Origin of the sequence: Mariprofundus aestuarium (assembly GCF_002795805.1) — a bacterium.
Taxonomy (GTDB): domain Bacteria; phylum Pseudomonadota; class Zetaproteobacteria; order Mariprofundales; family Mariprofundaceae; genus Mariprofundus; species Mariprofundus aestuarium.
This window is the reverse complement of the sequence record NZ_CP018799.1, coordinates 485,701-504,735: the sequence shown is the minus strand read 5'-3', so window position 1 is coordinate 504,735 and position 19,035 is coordinate 485,701. Positions and strand designations below refer to the sequence as shown.

Genomic DNA, 19,035 nt, shown 5'->3' with positions numbered 1-19,035 from the left:
CACTATACGAGCTTACAGCTTGTATTACAGTGACGGCAAATCAGGAGACGGAAGCACCCTGTAAACGACTGTATATTTATCAAAAAACATCCGTTTCATTCGCATATTATTATCTGCAGCCTTGATGAAGCGCTTGTGGCGCGTGTCTGTAAACACATACTCAGCGCCAAATTTGTTGAGGATCATATCTTCCGGGTGATTGATTTTACCCCTGCTTATTTTTCGCCAGTCACTATACATATCCGCATCTTTCAAGCGCATATAATCGGGATCTAGGCCGACAATATAACGGTTATGTCGATTATGAAAAAACATCCTGGGGAAATCATCCCAGTCTGTATGAAAAATGGTGCTGCCTTCAGGTGTGTTTTCCGCCAGCCACTGACTGCCACCATGATAGGCCTCAACCGGCATCCTCCGCTGCAGCCACTCATAGGTGCCTGAAAGCATCGTAACACCGGATAATATCACTGCAGAAACAAGAGCAAATGCTGCAAACCTGCCTCGCATCGTCGTTAAGACACTTGTCACTGAAAAGCGGTCCAGATGCGACCTGATTGAGAACAGAAAAAAGAAAAGTGCTGCAGGTGGAAAGAACTCAATAAAGCGCCGTGACTTAAACAACATCACCAGCCACATACTGGCGAGCAAGAACCAGAACAGCCTTGCAGGATCAGACCTCCACTCTTCCCGGTTAGTCATAAGAATGCCGGCAAGGTATAAACCAAGCGGGATATACGCATCCTTAAGCAAAGCCAGTGTTTTAAGTGGATACCACTCATTACCTACCCCTGCGACATAACCATCCGAAAGGATTTTCGCCTGAATTGCATGATATAAAAATTCGACATTGTCAGGAAAATAGGGGGTGATGATCATGCCCGCTGCAATCCCCGCCAATACAGCAAATAGTGGTTTGACAGTGACCTTTTGCTCACACAGATAATAAACAGCCATAGCAATAACGGCCATCGGCAATAAAATGGGGAAAACCTTGTAGGTCCATGCAAACAGGCAGGCCACCACTGTAAGTGCAACAAAACGCTTCTGCAGCAGAAAATGAAAAGCCAACCAGGTATAGGCCAGAGCAAAAATTGGCGGGCGAGGCATCATCATACGATAAAGAAACGACTCAGACAGGATCAAAAGAATAAAGACCCAGAACAGAGGGTATCGAATTTTATATTGTTTCAGCAACCATACAAACAGCACAAATGTCAGGGCTATAAATGTAGCCGATGCAAGCTTTGCCGCCGATTCAAGATCCAGCCAGGCAGTGAACGGTGACTGCAGCAGATGAAACAGCATATGCATATCGACATAATGCTCAGAATCCAGCAACGTAAATTCGAGATAAGGAAACTCAAAGATAAGCCCCTGCTCCCAAATGATTGAAGCAATAGAGATATGATAATATCCGTCATTGCCAGCCATACCGGGGCTGGAAAACAGGATGAAGCCGACAACGGTCATCGCCACAAGAAAGGCAACAGCCATTTCCCAGTATTTAATCAGAAGCGTGCGCATATCCATATATAGTAAGGCAAATAGCACCATAGAAGCAACCGAACAAAAAAGGCCGCTTCCCGTGGAAGCAGCCCTTTTCCAGCTGTTATTTAGCGTCTACTTTCCATGAACCTCGCGCATAGAGGCTGGCCCTTTCACTTCCCCATGAACCCAGACACCAACCGAGCCATCGGCACAAATACAAGGTGTTCCAGTCTCCAGTGGAACGACCACCTCATCACCCTCACATTCACCCAAGAGATCGCCATGTTTCAGGTGAGCTTTTACTGCCGGCGCACCTACCTCAATGGTATGAGCATTCTCCTGGTTACCTGGAGGGAAGTGGCATATTTTTACTTTGCCCCCATTTTCTTCAGCAGCACTACAGTCACAAAAACCGGAAACATCCGCAAAAGCCGCAGAAGCAGGCACACTAAATGCAATTAATACAGCATAGATCAGAACTCGAAACTTTCTCATGCTTCACCTCCTATTCGATTGAGCTGAATACTATCAGTATAGTCCTCCCAATCAGTTTCCACCACCCTCACTCGAACGGACTCTCAGGAATAACCTTTAGTACCATTCAGACATGTACAGCTCCAATCACCATGACCACCGGTACCGATAAAAGAAAAAGAATGCCACTATTGTTCAAACAGCTTCTCATGGAAACACCGCCGGAGACCGGGCAAAAAAAAGCCACTTTCTTAGAAAGTGGCTTTTCTCATAGCTTTTATTTAACAGCTACTTTCCATGAACCTCTCGGGTGGATTGAGGCCCTTTCACCTCACCGTGCATCCACTCTCCAACCGAACCATCGGAACAGACGCAAGGAGCCCCAGCCTCCGCCTCATTCTCATTGGACACATTGGACACATTATCCTTATCGTCGCCATACTCATTGGACATGTTGGCTGCATTGTCGTTAGCCACATTGTCCTTACCATCGCTGGACTCATTGTCGTTAGCCACATAAGTCGGACATGGCCCCATCGTATCACCATGCTGTTTAACATGGGCTTTCACCGCGGATTCAGCAACCGATATGGTATGAGCATTATCTGGATTGCCCTTTGGAACATGGCAAATCACCACCTTATCCCCGGTATCGACAGCACTGCAATCACAGAATCCAACTGCATCAGCAAAAGCCACTGAGGCAGGCATGCCAAACACAACCAACGTGGCATAGATCATCATTCGAATGTTTTTCATAACTTACCTCCTACTCCATGAACCAGAGTCATCAATGGTTCAGATTAATCATTCACCCTGGATCGAACGAATCCTCTCCGGCGTTGCTGCAGGACCAGAAACAGGACCGGAAACAAATGAACCAGGCTTACCATCTGGACATATGCATGTTCCATCACCAGGGCCACCGGTACCGCACAAGAAACAGGTTGGTGTTGTTGGGCAAGCACCTTCAATATCACCGTGAGCCAGATGTGCATCCAGCGCCGACGCGCTTATCTCAAGGGCCTGGACTGAAGTCGTTTGACTGCTACCGCTATCCTTGGACTCGTTGTCGTTGCTGTTGTCCTTGGACTCGTTGTCGCTGCTGTTGTCCTTGGACTCGTTGTCACTGCTGTTGTCCTTGGACTCGTTGTCGCTGCCGCCACCTTTGCTCACATGGCAAACGGTCACCTTATCCTGTGACTCATTGTCATTGTCCTTGGACTCATTGTCATTGCTATTTGACTCATTGTCATTGCTATTTGACTCATTGTCATTGCTATTTGACTCGTTGTCATTGCTATTTGACTCGTTGTCATTGCTATTTGACTCGTTGTCATTGCTGTTGTCTTCAACAACTACAGCGCCACACTCCCCCAGATAATCTCCGTGAGCCAGATGCGCATCGACAGCCGACTGATCAATATTGATCGTATGTGCATTGGACGGGTTTCCCGGCGGGATATGACAGACATCCACTTTATGCGCTTTTTTTGCCTCTGCAGCTGGGACAGCCACTGATAGACCATCGCCAACATGAACGACAGAGAATGAAAACAAGACTGCAAAAGCGGCCAGCAACAACATATTTCTCATCACACTACCTCCAAAGGACCACTCCAATTGAGCAATCCATTGGAAAACGCTAGCACTATTTCAGCGCCAGCACAGCCCCAATTACTCGCCGTGAATCGAGCGCAGTGATTGCACATTGGCATTTGACAATGGAGTTGCAGTAATCGGGTTGCCTGCTGCCCCATCAGGGCAGACACATGATGGTATACCCGGAGGGCAGTCACATGAAGATAAAGATCCGCCACCGCTGGACTCGTTGTCGTTGTCTTTGGACTCGTTGTCGTTGTCTTTGGACTCGCTGTCGTTGTCTTTGGACTCGTTGTCGTTGTCTTTGGACTCGTTGTCGTTGTTGTTCGACGCGTTGTCATTGCTGTTCGACGCGTTGTCGTTGTCATTCGTCACAGCAGAACCGCACGCCCCCAGGTAATCTCCATGCTCCGCCAGATGCGCAGCGACAGCCGACTCTCCAACCGAAAGGGTTTGAGTGTTTGACGGATTGCCTGGTGGTATATGACAAATCGTCACCTTGGCTTCAGCTTTAGCTTCCACAGCTGGAACAGCCACTGTTACGCCATCGCCAATCTTAACGACAGAGAATGAAAGGAAGGCTGCGAACACGGCCATCATCAATATATTTTTCTTCATCTTTTCTCCTGTTACGGTTCCATCATGGATCGGAAAAAACCCATCTACATAATCAACCAGTTCCGATGTACCCTTAAGAGGACTCCGGCCACTAAAATTAAAACACCTTTAACATGGCAATTGTATGCGGTGTGTTCATGCTAGGAAGTGACTGGAATCACACTTACCCACGACAACTAGAAAATGAGCCAGTGCCCGTGACTATTATCGTACGACCGCCCGAATCAGGTGGGATGCTCTTCCGTTCACATAACCGACAGCATAAGCCACAATCCTGTAGCTTGTAATCCATGCCCCCATGTTTGCACTGGCAGTAGCATCACCATTGGCATGAGTCTCACATGCTGCCGCAGTAGCAGGCATAGGTGCAGTACAGGGGCATGCAGCAGGTGCAAGGCCTCCGCTACAGGTTGAAGGCGCAAGTATTCCATCACCCGAATAGATTGCCGACAAATCCGGGTCCAGTGGAAAAATCTCGATGTCTCTCTCAAGGTTGTTCGAATCACCCGCAGTAATCCAGACAACAGCGCCATTTTCGGGGATATCTTCTCCTACCACCGGTGGATTTTGATGCGGTAACTGCGGCATGGATGGCGTAATCGTACCGTCGGATGCAATATTCAGCTTGATGTAACGCGGCAGATTCACACTAATATGATACATGGTTGGTGCGACGCGTGATGCTGGATCGGTTGCAACATCGATACAGTTTGAAAAGATGGCATCGTCTTCAAAGCAGATCGTCCGGTTACCCATCGGCGTATTATCGAAATACATCACCTGCCCAGTGACACCAGCGCCTGAATCACTGATGGCCGTGGGGCCGGGGTGGTATCGATACGCCCCCCACTCATTGTAATCTCCAACTGTAGCGTAGTAGCCCGTAGTAAACCCTGTAGGAAGCGGAGGCTCAGCAAACCCGGCATGATCATAGGAGCCGGGGTAACTCGCATATGAATCGAACTCGGCATCGTTGGCCAATGCCCATGCAATATAGTTGATCGCGGTTTCGGCATAATAATAGGCCTCAGTCGAGGTCTGGGCAGAGGTGCTGGTCTGCGTTGCAGTTCTTGAAGAGAAGAACATCGCCAGAGATAGCATCGTCAGCAGACCGAGCATAATCACTGCCGTTACCAGCACAAAACCTTTTTCCCGGTCAGCGCATCCTGAACAGTTCGCCATCATCTCAATTCCTCGGCCATGTTTTGAACGTCAGGCTCAATGTTTTCGTCTCTTTGTTTTCATTGATATAACTGGAGCTCAAAGTCACTGTCGCCACCCCGCCAGCTGTAGTCACCACCATGCCGCTTGTCGTATCAAGATCCCGCATCAGCTCCTGAAAGGTCGAAGCCGTAGCTTCAGGCCGCAACCAGTAGATTCTGTCATTGCTCGTCTTCTGATACTGAACAATTCCGACATTACCCTCCAGATCCTGATAAGTGAGCGTTTTGCTCGCTGCATGCCAGAACGGCAGAACGGCAAAGTCGGCGTCATTGGTAGGGTAGTTTGTGGGATTACTGACACCCCGCCCGCTCAAATCTGTCAGCACACTTTTGGTTGCCAGAGGCGCACTGAGTGACTGACGAAGCTCCGCTTGCATCAAATGAGATGCGAGATAGAGATCTGCCATGCGCTCGGTTCGAGAGGCCACGGACCTGCCAGCATCGTTAAAAGAGACAAACAGCGCTGTCAGGCCGGCAAGAAGAATCAACCCAATGGTCATGCCGATCAACATCTCGATCAGGGTAAAACCCTTCTCCCCAGGGTTACCCTCACAATATACACCTTGAAAGCCAGAGAAAAGCATCAGTACACCTTCGACAAGTGGGTAAGGTAGACTGTGCGGCTCTTCCCCCTGCGGGTCCATGAAACCGTCACAAGCTTTGTCATTGGCGTATTCAGGTAGCCCGTAGGCTGGGTGAAGTTCTGCATGCCGGTCAGATTTGATGCGAGAGGCCCAGTCGCATTGGTTGTATTGGCCGCAATAGTAAATGCGATTCCGACACCTGTAGCAGGATTACAGGTGTCACTGGTGGGATATGAAGGAGCTGCAGAGGCCGCGCTCATGGTGCAGTCGGCTGCAATCGTCGGTGCATAATCATTTGCATCCTGCTGCCAGTGCTCCAACACCTGCTCGGCCAGGTGTACCGCAGTTAACCGCTCGCGAGACGTCTGACCGCTACTCATCGTAGTGAGGCCAAAGCTTCCCAGTGCAAGCGCGCCCACGGAGATAACTACAAACGCAACCAGTATCTCGATAAGGGTAAATCCAGCAGAAGATTCAACTCGTTGCGTTTTCATTGAAGATATGACCTTCCAATTACATTCTGGGTAATCGACCGGCTAGTGCCGCCCACAGTTAATGTCATAGTTCCAGAATTGGACGTGCCCCGACTGGTGAATGTACGGGTTGTGGTAGGCGAAATAGAGAGGTTGCTGGAAAACTCATCATAGCTGATCACCTGCGAACGGCACGCCCCACAACTTCCCGATAGATCGGCATCATAGGTATAACTGGTCGATGTAAAAGTAATGCTCACACTCCGGTTTTCCGCAATAGCCAATACACGCGCCTGCTTCAGGTGAGAGAGCAGCGTTTGCGCGGCACCGCGAACAGCCTGTTTCTCACGCCAGCTGGAAAAAGAGGGGAGTGCGATCGCGCTCATTACGCCGATAATGACAACAACAATCAGCACCTCCACCAGAGTGAAACCTCGCTGGGTTGGAATATCCTTTTCATCACCAGAAACTACAGCTTGCCTGAGTTCCATGGTTCCGCTTGAATTCGGGTTAATGCGCATCCTATCCATTATCGCGAAAATCTTACTCTCCTTAAGCCTGCTTGCAGTGATGGGCATTACAATAGGGTATCTTATCTTCTCCAGCAACCTGCCCAAGCTCACCGCGCTCTCCGATTATCAACCGCCACTGGCATCACGTGTTTACAACACGGAAGGCGAACTGATTGCCGAGTATGCAGATGAACACCGTATCCTTGTGCCGTTCGAGCAGATTCCAGAAAAACTTAGAATGGCCTTCCTGGCAGCAGAAGACCAGCAGTTTTACGAACATCCGGGCATCAACCCTGCCCGTATCCTCTCGGCTGCTCTGGCCAACCTACGCGCTGGCCACACTGTACAGGGTGGCTCGACCATCACCCAGCAGGTGGCAAAGAACTTCCTTCTCACCTCTGAGCGCTCCTACACCCGTAAGATTCGCGAAGCGATTCTTGCCTACCGAATTGAAGAGGCACTCTCCAAGAATGACATCCTCTATCTCTACCTGAACCATATTTATCTTGGGCGGGGATCATATGGCGTCGCTTCGGCGGCATGGCGCTATTTCCACAAGCCCCTGGGTGAGCTGACCCTTGCAGAGTGCGCCACCATTGCAGGCATGCCAAAATCGCCGGGCAAATATGCACCGCATATCAATCCGGAAAAGGCTACACAGCGGCGTAATACTGTGCTGCGCCTGATGCAGGGAAGTGGCTACGCCAGTGAACATGAGGTTAAGGCTGCTCTGAGCGAACCGATGCAGGTTGCGGAACTGGATGCACCCAAACTTAACGATGCCTACGCTGATCTTGTGCTGCGCCAGCTGACCGACCGATTCGGGCTGAAAACCCTACGCAGGCAGGGGCTGACCATCACAGTTCCGTTCGATCCGAAAGCACAGGAAGCAGCCATCAGTGCGGTTCGCCATGGCGTACTGGATATAGAACAGCGCCAGTACTACCGCTATCCAACAAACCATGCCCCTGAGAGCTGGCCAGAGCTGCTTGAGACATGGAAGAAGGCCCGTGAACCCCGACCTGATATTTCGGCAACAAACGAAGCAATCCCTGCGCCATTAATCAGAACAGATGAATTGGTTCATGCACTGGTCATCAAAACGCATTCCAATGGTGACCTGACCGTTGATGACGGCATCAGACAGTGGAAATTAAGCAAGCCTAAGTGGACATGGAAATCGCTTTCAGATTATAAAAAAGACGGAGCTTCCGCAGAGAAGTTAGCCGAACTGAATAAGCGTCCGCGCACCTGGATAAAGGGGGATGAAATTCGCCTTCAGGGCACAGAAAATCAAGGTGTACGACTGGCACAGGAGCCTTCTATCGAGTCGGCACTCTACGCCATTGATATGGAGCGAGGCACCGTGCTTGCACGCGTTGGCGGCTACCAACACCAGACCTCAGGCTTCGACCGCGTACATCAGGCAATGCGCCAGCCAGGCAGTGCCTTTAAACCGTTCCTCTACACCTCTGCGCTGATAAACGGTTCAACACCGGCCACGATTGTCATGGACACTCCAGTGATTTTCGATAGCGATCAGAGCGATGATTTCTGGCGTCCGGAGAACTATAAAGACAATTTTGCGGGCCCCGTGCCACTGCGCAATGCACTGGAGCACTCACGCAATCTCGCCTCGATCAAGGTGTTACAGAACATCGGTATCAGGCGTTTCTTGGGCGACCTTAAAACCTTCCCTCTGGAGCGCGAGTTCCCTCAGCAGCTGGCCATATCTCTCGGTGCAACCGAGGTCTCGCTTGAGGCCCTCACCAACTCCTACACCATCATGGCGAACCAGGGGCAGAAGTGGACTCCTGTTTCCATCCAGCAGGTGCAGGACCGCACCGGCAACACGCTTCACCGCTCCGTTTCGGGCAACCGCTGTCAGGTCTGTCATGTGAACCCAGTAATGTCGGCCAGCGATACGATGCGCCCGGCCGAGCAGGCGCTTAATCCCGTAGATAGCTTTCTTATCACCAACATGATGAGGGGTGTTATCCAGCGCGGAACAGGCCAGCGAGCACTTGCCCTGAACCGCCCGGCAGCAGGAAAAACCGGCACCACCAACAAACAGGTTGATGCCTGGTTCATGGGTTACACGCCACAGGTCATGACCGGAGTCTGGACAGGTCGTGACACCCCCACCCCGATGGGACGCAGTGAAACCGGTGCTCGCGCAGCCCTGCCTGCATGGCTGGAGGCAATGCAGGCCTTTCATGAAGATCGGCCAGTGAAGGACTTCACACCTCCCGAAGGCGTCGAATGGGTAGTCATTGATCAAAAAACCGGTTTGCTGCCCGGTCCAGACACTGAAGAGGTGTTCCTTGAAGCGTTCCGAAGCGGCACCGCGCCGACTGAAGAGACTCCTGCCCTGGAAAGGCGGCTAGACCAGCAACCGAAAGAGGATGCAGGTTTCTTCGAACTGGGCTTGTAGGATATGGGAGCAGATGCTCCCAGAGCCTAACGCTCCAGCTGGTTCACTTTGGCTGCCATAATATAATCATTCTCATGCAGACCACCAATTTTGTGCGTATAAAATGTGACGGTGCAGTAGCCCCAGCCATAGGTAATGTCCGGATGATGGCCCTCTTCCTCTGACACCTCGCCCACCGCGACAGCAAACAACTGGGCATCGACAAAGCTGTTAAATGTGAAGCTGCGCCGCAATTGCCGGGCATCTTCGCAAAGATCCCAACCAGGAGTAGCAACCAGCAGCCGCTGGGCCTCCTCAGGCCCCATCGGGGCAACGCCACCCTGGCACGGCTTGCATCTTCTATCTTTCAACTGGTCAGGATTCATCAACCACCTCCTGCATCCTCAACAGATTATAGCAGACAAGGCGCGTTACCTCTATGCAAGAGGTAGCTCTCTAGGGGGCATGGAGAGAAGCTGAGAACACATATGCTTTTCAATCGAGCAACTCATCTGGCGGCGGCACCTGATCGATAACCAGCTTATACTCGATCGCATCATTGAGCGCCCGGTATGTTGCCTCAAGAACATCTGTAGAAACACCCACGGTACTCCACTTGCGATGCCCATCACTGGACTCGATGAGCACACGCACCATCGCCTCGGTAGCCTGCCTGGTCGAGAGAACGCGCACCTTAAAATCACTCAGCTGCATCGAACTTAAGTTCGGATAGGCATCGACAAGCGCTGCCCTGAGCGCCTTATCCATCGCATTCACAGGTCCATTACCAAGAGCGGCAGAGTGCTTCAGTTTGCCTCCCACGCGTACCTGCACCGTAGCCTCAGCCTCAGGTTTATCATCATGCCCACGCTTCTCATCATAGACACGGAAACGCACCAGTTCGAAATGGCGTTTAAATCGCCCCATAGCCCGGCGCAGCAGCAACTGGAATGAAGCATCAGCACCCTCAAAAGCATAGCCAGCCGACTCCAGCTCCTTGATACGTTTCACCGCTTCGGCCACCCCAGGGTCATCAGCTGCAAGCCCTGCCTCTGGCTCAAGCAGCTGCATCTTGCTCAGGATATTACTGCGTCCAGCCTGATCAGAGACCAGTATGCGCTGTTCATTACCAACCAGCGCCGGATCAACATGTTCATAGAGGCTACTCTGCTTGCGGATCGCCGAGACATGGATGCCCCCTTTGTGCGCAAAGGCGTTCTGGCCGATAAACGGCTGATGTTTCCATGGCAGCCGATTGGCCATCTCATTGACAAAACTGGAGAGCGATGAAAGCTGTTTCAGCTCATCGCCTGACACATCGCAGTCGATTTTCAATTTCAATTTAAGAATCGGGATCACAGAGACCAGATTGGCATTGCCGCAGCGCTCGCCTATGCCATTAATCGTTCCCTGCACCTGCCGGGCTCCCGCCTGCACCGCAGCTACACTATTGGAAACCGCAAGCTCACTGTCGTTATGGGCATGGATACCGATGATGATATCCGGGAATCGTGCCACCACCTCCCTGACCACATCAAATACTCTCGATGGTATCGAGCCGCCATTGGTGTCACAGAGAACCAGAACATCCGCGCCGCCATTGGCCGCAGCCTGCAACACCTGCAATGCATAATCCGGATTAGCCTGATAGCCATCGAAAAAATGTTCGGCATCGAACATCACCGTTCCAAGATTTTGCTTCAGGTAGGCAACAGAGCCCGAAACCAATTCCAGGTTCTCATCCAGTGTAATACCCAGCGCCTTGGTGACATGGATATCCCAGCTTTTTCCGAAGATACAGGCCGCGTCAGCGCCCGATTCGGCAAGATTATTGAGGCCGCGATCCTTCTCCACCGCATGACCGGGTCGAGCAGTCGAACCAAACGCCACAAGGCTGCTGTTCGGCCACTGGCGATGCCGCACCTGTTCAAAGAAAAGATCGTCCTTGGGGCTTGCTCCCGGCCAACCACCTTCAATCCAATCGATACCGAAATCGGCAAGGCGATTTGCAATGCGCATCTTATCTTCAATAGAAAATGAGATACCCGCTGTCTGGGCACCGTCGCGGAGTGTGGTGTCGAAAAGTTCAACCTGCTGAGAAGCTTTCATGAGTAGAGCCTTTACCTTCAATGGAGGGACACGCAATTTTAGACCTAGAGTGATCAAATGTCAGTGGCTTTCAATGATCATCGAACTGTGCTGAAATCTGCCCTTCGATATTTATGAATAGCAGGAGAAAAGTCATGCGGGCAGTTTTGATGCAACAACCAGGAAATCCTGATCTATTGAGTATCGGGGAAGCGGACAAACCGGCATGTGGAGCCGGTGAAATTCTGGTTCAGGTGGTTGCAGCTGGCATTAATCCGGTCGATACCAAAGTGCGTGCGAATGGCCTCTTTATTGCCGATGGCTTTCCCGCCATTCTCGGCTGCGACGGTGCAGGCATTGTCGAGGCAGTTGGTGCAGATATCACACGCTTTGAACCGGGGGATCCGGTCTACTACTGCTATGGAGGCCTTGGCCAGAAGGCCGGCAACTACGCAGAATATATTGCCGTTCCCGAAGCCTATGCGGCGATGAAACCCGACTGCCTCGATTTCATTGATGCGGCAGCAGCCCCGTTGGTACTGATCACCGCGTGGGAGGCACTTTTCGACCGCGCCCGAACCGGATCAGGAAACAAGGTATTCATCCACGCCGGTGCAGGTGGCGTTGGCCATGTAGCCATCCAGCTAGCCAAGCTTGCCGGTTGCGAGGTCGCAACCAGTGTCAGCTCCGATGAGAAGGCTGATCTGGTTAAACAACTGGGAGCAGACCTGGTAATCAACTACCGCACCCAGAATGTCACAGAAGCCCTGCTTGAGTGGAGTGACAATCAAGGAGTGGATACAGCATTTGATACCGTTGGCGGCGATGCCTTCAATCAACTCGTAGCAGCCACCAAGGTCTACGGCGATATCGTCACAATCCTTCAGGTCCCAACCGATGCTGACTGGAAAAACATACGCCTGCGCAATATCCGTATCTCACAGGAGTTGATGCTCACACCGATGTTGCTCGGCATGGATGAGGCGGCAGAACATCATGGCGATATTCTCGAGCAGTGTGGGCAGTTTTTTGACCAGCAGAAGCTCTCCATATTCGTATCAGATATCCTGCCGCTTGAGCAAGCCGCTGAGGCACATCGCAGAATTGAAGCCGGAGGAATGAGCGGAAAACTGGTGCTGGAAGTGCAGCAGATGGATGAGGAGGAGAAGCAGGATGGATAATCAGCCTGAACTCGTGCCGGATCCATCAATCGAATCGGCAAAGAAAGCCGCCACCATTGTCTACGCCCTGCAGGCCGCATCATTCCTTCTGGCTGTTACATTTATCGCTGCTGTAATCGTTAATTATGTCAAAAAAGATGATGTCGCGGGCACATGGGTGGCATCACACTTCCGCTGGCAGATCAGAACCTTCTGGTTTGGCCTGCTCTGGTGCTTCATTGGCGTCATCACCTTTATCCTAGGGGTGGGCTACTTCATTCTCATGGGCACTGCCGTGTGGGTCATCTACCGTATAGCCAAAGGCTGGCTGTCTCTTTTGGATGGTAAATCGATGTATCTGGAGGGTTAATCCTTTTTTATAGGGTGCTTCTCAAGGTCCTCAATGGCCTCTTCCAGAACCTGCTGAGCCTGAGACTTGTCGAGCCGCTGGTGAATAACCTTTTCGGCAGCCGCCACAATCAGATCGGATGACTGGGCGCGGATATCACGAATCGCCTGCTGGCGCGCCACCTCGGCCTCTTCTCGAAAATCCTGTTTTTTGCGCTCCATTTCATCCTTCCATTCACCCATCAGCTGGCTACGGCGCTCAACAATCCGCTTCTCTGACTCATCGAACAGTTTTTTCGCCTCACTGTCGATATTGGAGAGCTTCTCTGCATAATCGAGCTTAATCTCCTCAACCTCTTCACGCTGCTGACGCGCCTCTTCGATCTCTGCTTTAATCAGGTTTGTACGCTGCTGCAGAATCGTGGCAATACGTGGCAAAAGCCAGCGACCAAGCACAACATACAGCAGGACAAATGAAATAATCGTCCAGAATATCTGTGATGAGAAAAATGTAGTATCAAATTGTGGCATGAAGGTGTCCTTCTCCTAAGTTCCTATCCTTGCCCCATGATAATGAATGCGATGACAAGAGCATAGAGCGCAATCGTCTCAACCAGTGCAAAACCGATCCATGCATACTTGGCGAGTGTCGGCTCAGCCTCAGGCTGCCGAGCAACCGCCTCAATCATTTTACTGAAGATCATGCCGATACCAACTGCAGCACCCGCCATGCCGAGTGCTGCTAAACCCATACCAATTGGAATCATTGCTGCTGCATCCATACGTCTCTCCTTAGTGATCGACTAAAGCATCATCAATATAAACACATGATAACACTACAAAAATATAGGCCTGAATAAAGGCAATAATCATCTCCAGTGCAATTTGCACCACAGTAAAACCCAATGGAAGCCATTGTAAAAACCAGGGGGCGGCAAGCCCTAAAACGGCAAGTACACCAAGTGCCATATGCCCAGCCGTCATGTTTGCAAACAGTCGCAGAGCCAGCGTGACAGGCCGGGCAAGAAATGAGAGAAGTTCAATCGGAACCATCAACGGCAACATGATTTTCGGCACACCTTGAGGTGCAAAGGCATGGAAGAACCCCCAGCCATGCCTGTAAAAACGAAGCCCAACAGCAAACAGGAAGATACCGACAGCAAGTGTCCCGGTAACCGCCAGTTGTGAGGTTGGGGTAAATGCCCCGGGAATAAGTCCAACAAGGTTGCAGCTGAGAATAAAAGTGAAAAGGGTAAACATCAGCGGAACATATTTCTCACCCTCTCCGTGGATATTCAACCGCGTCTGTCGGGCAACAAACCCGTAAAGCATCTCAACCAGTAACTGCCCCACTCCAGGCACAATTTTCGGGCGCAGCAGCATCAGATGCAGCGCCACAATAATCAGGATAACGGCAAGCCACATAAACAGGGCGGTATTGGAGATTGAGACATCAAGAGGGCCAAGGTGAAGATCGTGATAGATGATCACCTTGAAATGCTCCAGTGGCCCGCTCATATCCAAACTCATGATTTGTCAGGCTCTTTTTTCTTCTGCAGATCAACGACCATCAATTGGTAGAGATTGAGGAAGCCTGCGGCCAAACCAAAGATAGCAAACACAATAAGGAATACCGGGCGTGTATCAAGCCAGCGATCTAAAAAGAAACCAATACCGAGTCCGATCATCGTCGAAGCGACAATCTCCGTGCCCACCCGTAACCCCCACTGATGGCCGTGATGCTGCTCTTCATGTTTCAGCTTGGGCATATCTATTCCTCACTCATAGTTTAACACAAATCGCTTCGAAGCGGTAACGGCACAGATTCTGATTCCTGCACAATATTCTTGGCGAGGTCTTGAGCTTGCAGGATCAAGGATAGCGCAAACTGTAAGACCACCACTCAGGCGTCTACCAGAGTGTTTAAAGGAGGTTCTCTATGAATAAAACAGCCTTCAGTAACGCCTAGAAATTGGGCTGTTAAAGTTATTTTTCCGGACACCCATAAATCGTCATTATTTTCGTTAAAGTATTTATATATCTCGCCGATAAATAGGCTATCTCTGGGGAAGAGGGACTCTGATGATGAATAAATACGGTTGCTTGTAAAGGAGACCATGGATGATGGTCGTTGATCTGTCTCTTGATATGGATTCAGAGCAAAGGAATTGTCCTGATATTTACGGCACCAGAGTGCCGTGAGAATCACGTATAAGATCTCCATAATACCGCCACCCATTGTAACATCCCTGCTTGTGCATTGACCTACAGGCAGACCCAGAGGTTTTAACTCAACAAGGAGTGAGTCTCGATGAAAAAGAACCTGCCGGTTACGGACCATGAAATCTCATTGGATAGCAGGATTGTGGCATCCAAGACTGATCTCAAGGGCCGGATCACATATGTAAATCAGGCCTTTGTTGATATCAGTGGTTACTCCCGCGAAGAGCTGATCGGTCAAGCGCACAATCTGGTGCGCCACCCGGATATGCCTCCATCTGCGTTTGCCGACCTCTGGGAGACAATCCAAGCAGGAAGGCCATGGACAGGTTTTGTGAAGAACAGGGCTAAAAATGGAGACTATTACTGGGTAAAGGCCGATGCCTCACCGGAATACAAGGATGGTGAAATTTCCGGTTATATCTCGATCCGGACGGAACCAACCCGGAGTGAGATCGAGACCCTTGGCGATATTTACAAGAAAGTATGGAAGGGCGAGGTAACCCTCCCTTCCTCATTGCACTTCCCCTGGCGCAAACGCATTAAATTGACCCATCGGCAGTCATTTATAGGTGGCGCCTGTTTTCTTGCCTTGCTCGGCTTGCCTTTTGCCGAGTATGCATGGGTACAGGGAGCAACAGCGGGGCTGTTAATAACGGCAATCCTGGCGTCTATATTCACTGTGCGCTCGAGTGCAACTGCCTTACGACGTATTGATGAAGGATTACTCGGTATCATTGAAAGTAACTACGATATGAATGTGACTAAAGAGCGGGATGATGAGCTTGGCCTCATCATGGATCGCATCAAAACGCTCCAGTCGCGCCTTCAGTTTGAGGCCTTTGAGGTCGGCGGATTGGTTGATAATATCTCCAGAGAGTCAGTGGAGATGAATGACTCTTCTGAAAGCCTGATGAGTGTGGCTCACAGCCTGACGGAGGCGACGCAGAATATATCCAGCGGTGTCAATGAAGGCACGGAACATGTTCAGAGCACAGCAGCAGCGATAGAAGAGATGAACGCATCTATTAAGGAAGTGTCTGTCCAAACCGAAGCAACGCTGAGAGTCTCCGAACAAGCTGTAAAAGAAGCAGACAGCTCCAATGCCCTAGTGGGAAAGCTGGCCACAGCTATCACAGATATCAGCTCGGTGGTTGATACCATTAATACAATTGCCCGACAGACCAATCTTCTGGCACTGAATGCTACGATCGAGGCATCTAGGGCAGGAGAAGCCGGTCGAGGTTTCGCAGTAGTTGCTAATGAAGTAAAGGAATTGGCCCATCAGACTCACAGTGCCACGGATGAGATCAGTGAGCAGATAAAGGCCATACAGTCCGACAGTGAAAACGCTGCTCAAGCCATTGTGAGCATTAGCCAAATCATCACTAAAATGAATGAACATAGCCAGCAAGTGGCAGGAGCTATGGATGAGCAGGCCTGTGCTACACGTGAGATTTCTGTGAGTGCTCAGCAGGCAAACTCATGCATGCAGAACATGCAGGCCGTCGTATCCGATATGTCGCGATTATCAGGTGAAACCGAGGCTGCTTCCGAACAGGCAAAGGGAATTGCTTCATCCATGATGCAAAGAACCGACGACCTGCGATCTCGCGTACATTAATGAAAGCGCCTTGTTTGATTACGTACCCGCGAATAACCGAAAACTGCCATTCAGCAGCGAGGTTAATATTCACACTTCTGGAGTAGCTGCCAGAGGCGTTCGCCGATGGGGCCCATCGGCTCATTAGCACGACGAAAGAGGTAGATATCAATCCGTAGCGGGTCGAGCCCTTTGCCGGCTAGAGCAAGCAGGCGACCGTCAGCCAACTCTTCGAAAACGCGGTGGCGTGGCATGCGCCCCCAGCCTGCACCGGAGAGAATCATGCGCTTCTTCATATCGAAATCATTGACCAGCCACTGGTTGGCACCTTCCAGTACACCTGCCGTCTGCTTAGGCTGATTGCGACTGGTATCGCGAACCACCACCTGAACACACTGCTCCAAGTCGGCAACGGTAATGGCAGGACAGTGAGTCGCCAAAGGGAAATCGGCACCGATGACACTAACCATCTCCGTCGAGGTCAGGCGCACCTCTTCGGTGTGCGGAACCGGCATAAAGCGTTCAGCAATAGCGAAATCCACATCTTTCTCCAACAGCCGCTCCAGCGTGCCACCCATATTCTCGATCTGCAAGCTCATGCGCGTGGCAGGAGCTGATTCAGAAACCTGTCGAATCACAGATAACACCTCCTCAACAGGCGCGATGGCACCAAGGGCAATAGAAACCTCTGTCTCCTCACCTTGGGCAAAATGCTTGGCGATGCTGGAGAGCTCTTCACTTCGGGAGAGTATGCTTTTGGCTTTACCGTAGAGAACCTGCCCTTCCGGGGTCAATGCAGGTCGATAATCTTTGCGGTCAAACAGAGAGATGCCGAGCTCCTGCTCCAGATTCTTGATGGCAATACTGATCGCCGACTGGCTACGAAAGAGTGATTGAGAGGCGGCATGAAAGCCCCCCTTCTCCACGACAGCGCACAAGGCGCGCAACTGATCCAGTGTCATACTGGCATAATGATTCGATAATACAATCAAGTCTATCAATTTATTATGCTTTTTTTAAATCATGTGGCTCGCAATAATTCCCCCTGTCAAAACAACGAAGGAGGTCAATAAACCGTGTTACGCAACTCATCCACATCATACGGCCTAATTGCCATCCTTATGCACTGGTCTATGGCTATTGCCATCTTCGCCATGTTCGGACTCGGACTGTGGATGGTGGAGCTGAACTATTATGACAGCTGGTATCACGATGCACCCTATATCCACAAAGCAGTGGGCATGCTGCTACTCTTCCTGCTCATCTTCCGATTCATCTGGCGATTAAGCAACAAACGTCCGAATCTGATGGGTGAAGCATGGGAGCGGTTCGTAGCTCTGCTGGTACACCGTAGCCACTATCTGCTGCTGTTTGCCATCACCATCACCGGCTACCTGATCCCTACTGCAGAAGGTGTAGGCATTAGCGTATTCGGATGGTTCACTGTGCCAGCCAGCTTCTCGTTCACCAAAGAGCAGGCTGATCTGATCGGTCTGATTCACCTGTACATCACCTGGGCTGTAATTGGACTCGCTGCAGCCCATGCAGGCGCTGCCCTGAAACACCACTTTATTGACAAAGATAACACCCTGTTACGCATGCTTGGCATCAACAAGAAAAACTAAAAGGAGAATAACTAATGAAAATGAAACACCTGTTAACATCACTGATTCTGGCACTTGGTATTACCACCTCTGCACAGGCCACTGAAAACTACGCCTTTGATATCAAAGGACAGCACGCCTTTATCCAGTTTAAGGTTAAACATCTGGGTTACAGCTGGCTGATCGGCAACTTCAACACATTCAACGGCTCATACAGCTATGATGAGGCTAAACCGGCCAATAACAGCGTCACGGTCGATATCGACGTGGCAAGTATCGATTCCAACCACGCTGAGCGTGATAAACATCTGCGCAGTGCTGACTTTTTTGATGTCGCCAAATTCCCGAAAGCCAGCTTCACCAGCACAAGCTTTGAAAACAAAGGAAACGGCACAGCTGTATTGAAAGGCAACTTCACCCTGCGCGGCATCACCAAAGCGATCGCATTTGATGTGAAACAGATCGGTGCCGGTAAAGACCCATGGGGCGGTTTCCGTCGCGGCTTTGAAGGCACCACCACGCTGCACCTCTCCGACTACAACATGACCAAAGCCGGCATGCTCGGCCCGGTTGCTGAAAACGTAGAGCTGTTCTTTTCTATTGAAGGTGTTCGCCAGTAAAG

At 50.8% G+C, this 19,035-nt stretch carries 23 protein-coding genes; 6 read left to right on the top strand and 17 right to left on the bottom strand.

All coding sequences use genetic code 11. The features are described from left to right. Positions 1–24 precede the first annotated feature (24 nt). From Ga0123461_RS02600 to Ga0123461_RS02560, 9 genes are all read right to left on the bottom strand, one after another. The gene (locus Ga0123461_RS02600) at positions 25–1,527 is read right to left on the bottom strand and encodes a hypothetical protein (protein WP_157819197.1); all 1,503 of its coding nucleotides are present in this window, start codon (positions 1,525–1,527) and stop codon (positions 25–27) included. 96 nt (positions 1,528–1,623) lie between these two features. Continuing rightward, positions 1,624–1,986, bottom strand: coding sequence for a hypothetical protein (locus Ga0123461_RS02595; RefSeq protein WP_100276910.1), 363 nt, complete (start codon positions 1,984–1,986; stop codon positions 1,624–1,626). Between the two features lie 267 nt (positions 1,987–2,253). Then, positions 2,254–2,724 carry a hypothetical protein gene (locus tag Ga0123461_RS02590; protein ID WP_100276909.1) on the bottom strand — a complete coding sequence of 157 codons (471 nt, stop codon included), beginning with the start codon at positions 2,722–2,724 and terminating at the stop codon, positions 2,254–2,256. A gap of 48 nt (positions 2,725–2,772) precedes the next feature. Beyond that, positions 2,773–3,561 (bottom strand): hypothetical protein, encoded by a 789-nt coding sequence (locus Ga0123461_RS02585; RefSeq protein ID WP_100276908.1) that lies wholly within the window; start codon positions 3,559–3,561, stop codon positions 2,773–2,775. Positions 3,562–3,642: 81 nt separating this feature from the next. After that, on the bottom strand, positions 3,643–4,185 hold the full coding sequence (locus Ga0123461_RS02580) for a hypothetical protein (RefSeq protein WP_100276907.1): 543 nt from the start codon (positions 4,183–4,185) through the stop codon (positions 3,643–3,645). Positions 4,186–4,389: 204 nt separating this feature from the next. Continuing rightward, positions 4,390–5,370, bottom strand: coding sequence for a pilus assembly PilX family protein (locus Ga0123461_RS02575; protein WP_232710308.1), 981 nt, complete (start codon positions 5,368–5,370; stop codon positions 4,390–4,392). A 1-nt stretch (position 5,371) separates the two neighbouring features. Next, the gene (locus Ga0123461_RS02570) at positions 5,372–5,992 is read right to left on the bottom strand and encodes a PulJ/GspJ family protein (RefSeq protein ID WP_100276906.1); all 621 of its coding nucleotides are present in this window, start codon (positions 5,990–5,992) and stop codon (positions 5,372–5,374) included. Further along, positions 5,992–6,486: a type IV pilus modification PilV family protein gene (locus tag Ga0123461_RS02565; RefSeq protein ID WP_100276905.1), complete on the bottom strand. Its 495-nt coding sequence runs from the start codon at positions 6,484–6,486 to the stop codon at positions 5,992–5,994. Before Ga0123461_RS02565 ends, Ga0123461_RS02570 begins: the two co-directional genes overlap by 1 nt. After that, entirely contained in the window at positions 6,483–6,956 is a 474-nt protein-coding gene (locus Ga0123461_RS02560) for a GspH/FimT family pseudopilin (RefSeq protein ID WP_100278641.1), read from the bottom strand. Before Ga0123461_RS02560 ends, Ga0123461_RS02565 begins: the two co-directional genes overlap by 4 nt. Here Ga0123461_RS02560 and Ga0123461_RS02555 point away from each other — a divergent pair. After that, a complete protein-coding gene (locus tag Ga0123461_RS02555) occupies positions 6,955–9,411 on the top strand; it encodes a penicillin-binding protein 1A (protein WP_232710306.1) in 2,457 nt (818 codons plus the stop codon). The genes Ga0123461_RS02560 and Ga0123461_RS02555 overlap by 2 nt on opposite strands. Before the next feature lie 26 nt (positions 9,412–9,437). Here the strand turns inward: Ga0123461_RS02555 and Ga0123461_RS02550 are convergent, their stop codons facing one another. After that, the gene (locus tag Ga0123461_RS02550; RefSeq protein ID WP_232710304.1) at positions 9,438–9,776 is read right to left on the bottom strand and encodes a 4a-hydroxytetrahydrobiopterin dehydratase; all 339 of its coding nucleotides are present in this window, start codon (positions 9,774–9,776) and stop codon (positions 9,438–9,440) included. Positions 9,777–9,885: 109 nt separating this feature from the next. Further along, a complete protein-coding gene (gene cimA, locus Ga0123461_RS02545) occupies positions 9,886–11,499 on the bottom strand; it encodes a citramalate synthase (protein ID WP_100276903.1) in 1,614 nt (537 codons plus the stop codon). Between the two features lie 134 nt (positions 11,500–11,633). Here cimA and Ga0123461_RS02540 point away from each other — a divergent pair, with 134 nt between their 5' ends. Both Ga0123461_RS02540 and Ga0123461_RS02535 read left to right on the top strand, forming a co-directional pair. After that, positions 11,634–12,659, top strand: a complete 1,026-nt coding sequence (locus Ga0123461_RS02540) for a zinc-dependent alcohol dehydrogenase family protein (RefSeq protein ID WP_100276902.1) — start codon at positions 11,634–11,636, stop codon at positions 12,657–12,659. Further along, positions 12,652–13,008 carry a DUF4870 family protein gene (locus Ga0123461_RS02535; protein ID WP_198507096.1) on the top strand — a complete coding sequence of 119 codons (357 nt, stop codon included), beginning with the start codon at positions 12,652–12,654 and terminating at the stop codon, positions 13,006–13,008. Before Ga0123461_RS02540 ends, Ga0123461_RS02535 begins: the two co-directional genes overlap by 8 nt. Here Ga0123461_RS02535 and atpF read toward each other — a convergent pair. The 5 genes from atpF to Ga0123461_RS02510 all read right to left on the bottom strand — a co-directional run bounded on the left by atpF (position 13,005) and on the right by Ga0123461_RS02510 (position 15,225). Further along, positions 13,005–13,517 carry a F0F1 ATP synthase subunit B gene (gene atpF / locus Ga0123461_RS02530; protein ID WP_100276900.1) on the bottom strand — a complete coding sequence of 171 codons (513 nt, stop codon included), beginning with the start codon at positions 13,515–13,517 and terminating at the stop codon, positions 13,005–13,007. The two genes, Ga0123461_RS02535 and atpF, sit on opposite strands and share 4 nt — an antisense overlap. A gap of 23 nt (positions 13,518–13,540) precedes the next feature. Beyond that, positions 13,541–13,768, bottom strand: a complete 228-nt coding sequence (gene atpE, locus Ga0123461_RS02525) for an ATP synthase F0 subunit C (protein ID WP_100276899.1) — start codon at positions 13,766–13,768, stop codon at positions 13,541–13,543. Positions 13,769–13,778: 10 nt separating this feature from the next. Next, positions 13,779–14,516, bottom strand: coding sequence for a F0F1 ATP synthase subunit A (locus tag Ga0123461_RS02520; protein ID WP_100276898.1), 738 nt, complete (start codon positions 14,514–14,516; stop codon positions 13,779–13,781). Beyond that, positions 14,513–14,755 carry an AtpZ/AtpI family protein gene (locus Ga0123461_RS02515; protein ID WP_100276897.1) on the bottom strand — a complete coding sequence of 81 codons (243 nt, stop codon included), beginning with the start codon at positions 14,753–14,755 and terminating at the stop codon, positions 14,513–14,515. The genes Ga0123461_RS02520 and Ga0123461_RS02515 overlap by 4 nt, the downstream gene beginning before the upstream one ends. A gap of 134 nt (positions 14,756–14,889) precedes the next feature. Next, positions 14,890–15,225 carry a hypothetical protein gene (locus Ga0123461_RS02510; protein WP_100276896.1) on the bottom strand — a complete coding sequence of 112 codons (336 nt, stop codon included), beginning with the start codon at positions 15,223–15,225 and terminating at the stop codon, positions 14,890–14,892. A gap of 72 nt (positions 15,226–15,297) precedes the next feature. Here Ga0123461_RS02510 and Ga0123461_RS02505 point away from each other — a divergent pair, with 72 nt between their 5' ends. Continuing rightward, a complete protein-coding gene (locus Ga0123461_RS02505; protein ID WP_100276895.1) occupies positions 15,298–16,830 on the top strand; it encodes a methyl-accepting chemotaxis protein in 1,533 nt (510 codons plus the stop codon). A gap of 62 nt (positions 16,831–16,892) precedes the next feature. Here Ga0123461_RS02505 and Ga0123461_RS02500 read toward each other — a convergent pair whose 3' ends face one another. Further along, positions 16,893–17,771, bottom strand: a complete 879-nt coding sequence (locus tag Ga0123461_RS02500; RefSeq protein WP_100276894.1) for a LysR family transcriptional regulator — start codon at positions 17,769–17,771, stop codon at positions 16,893–16,895. 114 nt (positions 17,772–17,885) lie between these two features. On the opposite strand from Ga0123461_RS02500, the gene Ga0123461_RS02495 reads away from it, so the two are divergent. Next, on the top strand, positions 17,886–18,434 hold the full coding sequence (locus Ga0123461_RS02495) for a cytochrome b (protein ID WP_100276893.1): 549 nt from the start codon (positions 17,886–17,888) through the stop codon (positions 18,432–18,434). A gap of 14 nt (positions 18,435–18,448) precedes the next feature. Continuing rightward, positions 18,449–19,033, top strand: a complete 585-nt coding sequence (locus Ga0123461_RS02490) for a YceI family protein (RefSeq protein WP_100276892.1) — start codon at positions 18,449–18,451, stop codon at positions 19,031–19,033. Positions 19,034–19,035 lie beyond the last annotated feature (2 nt).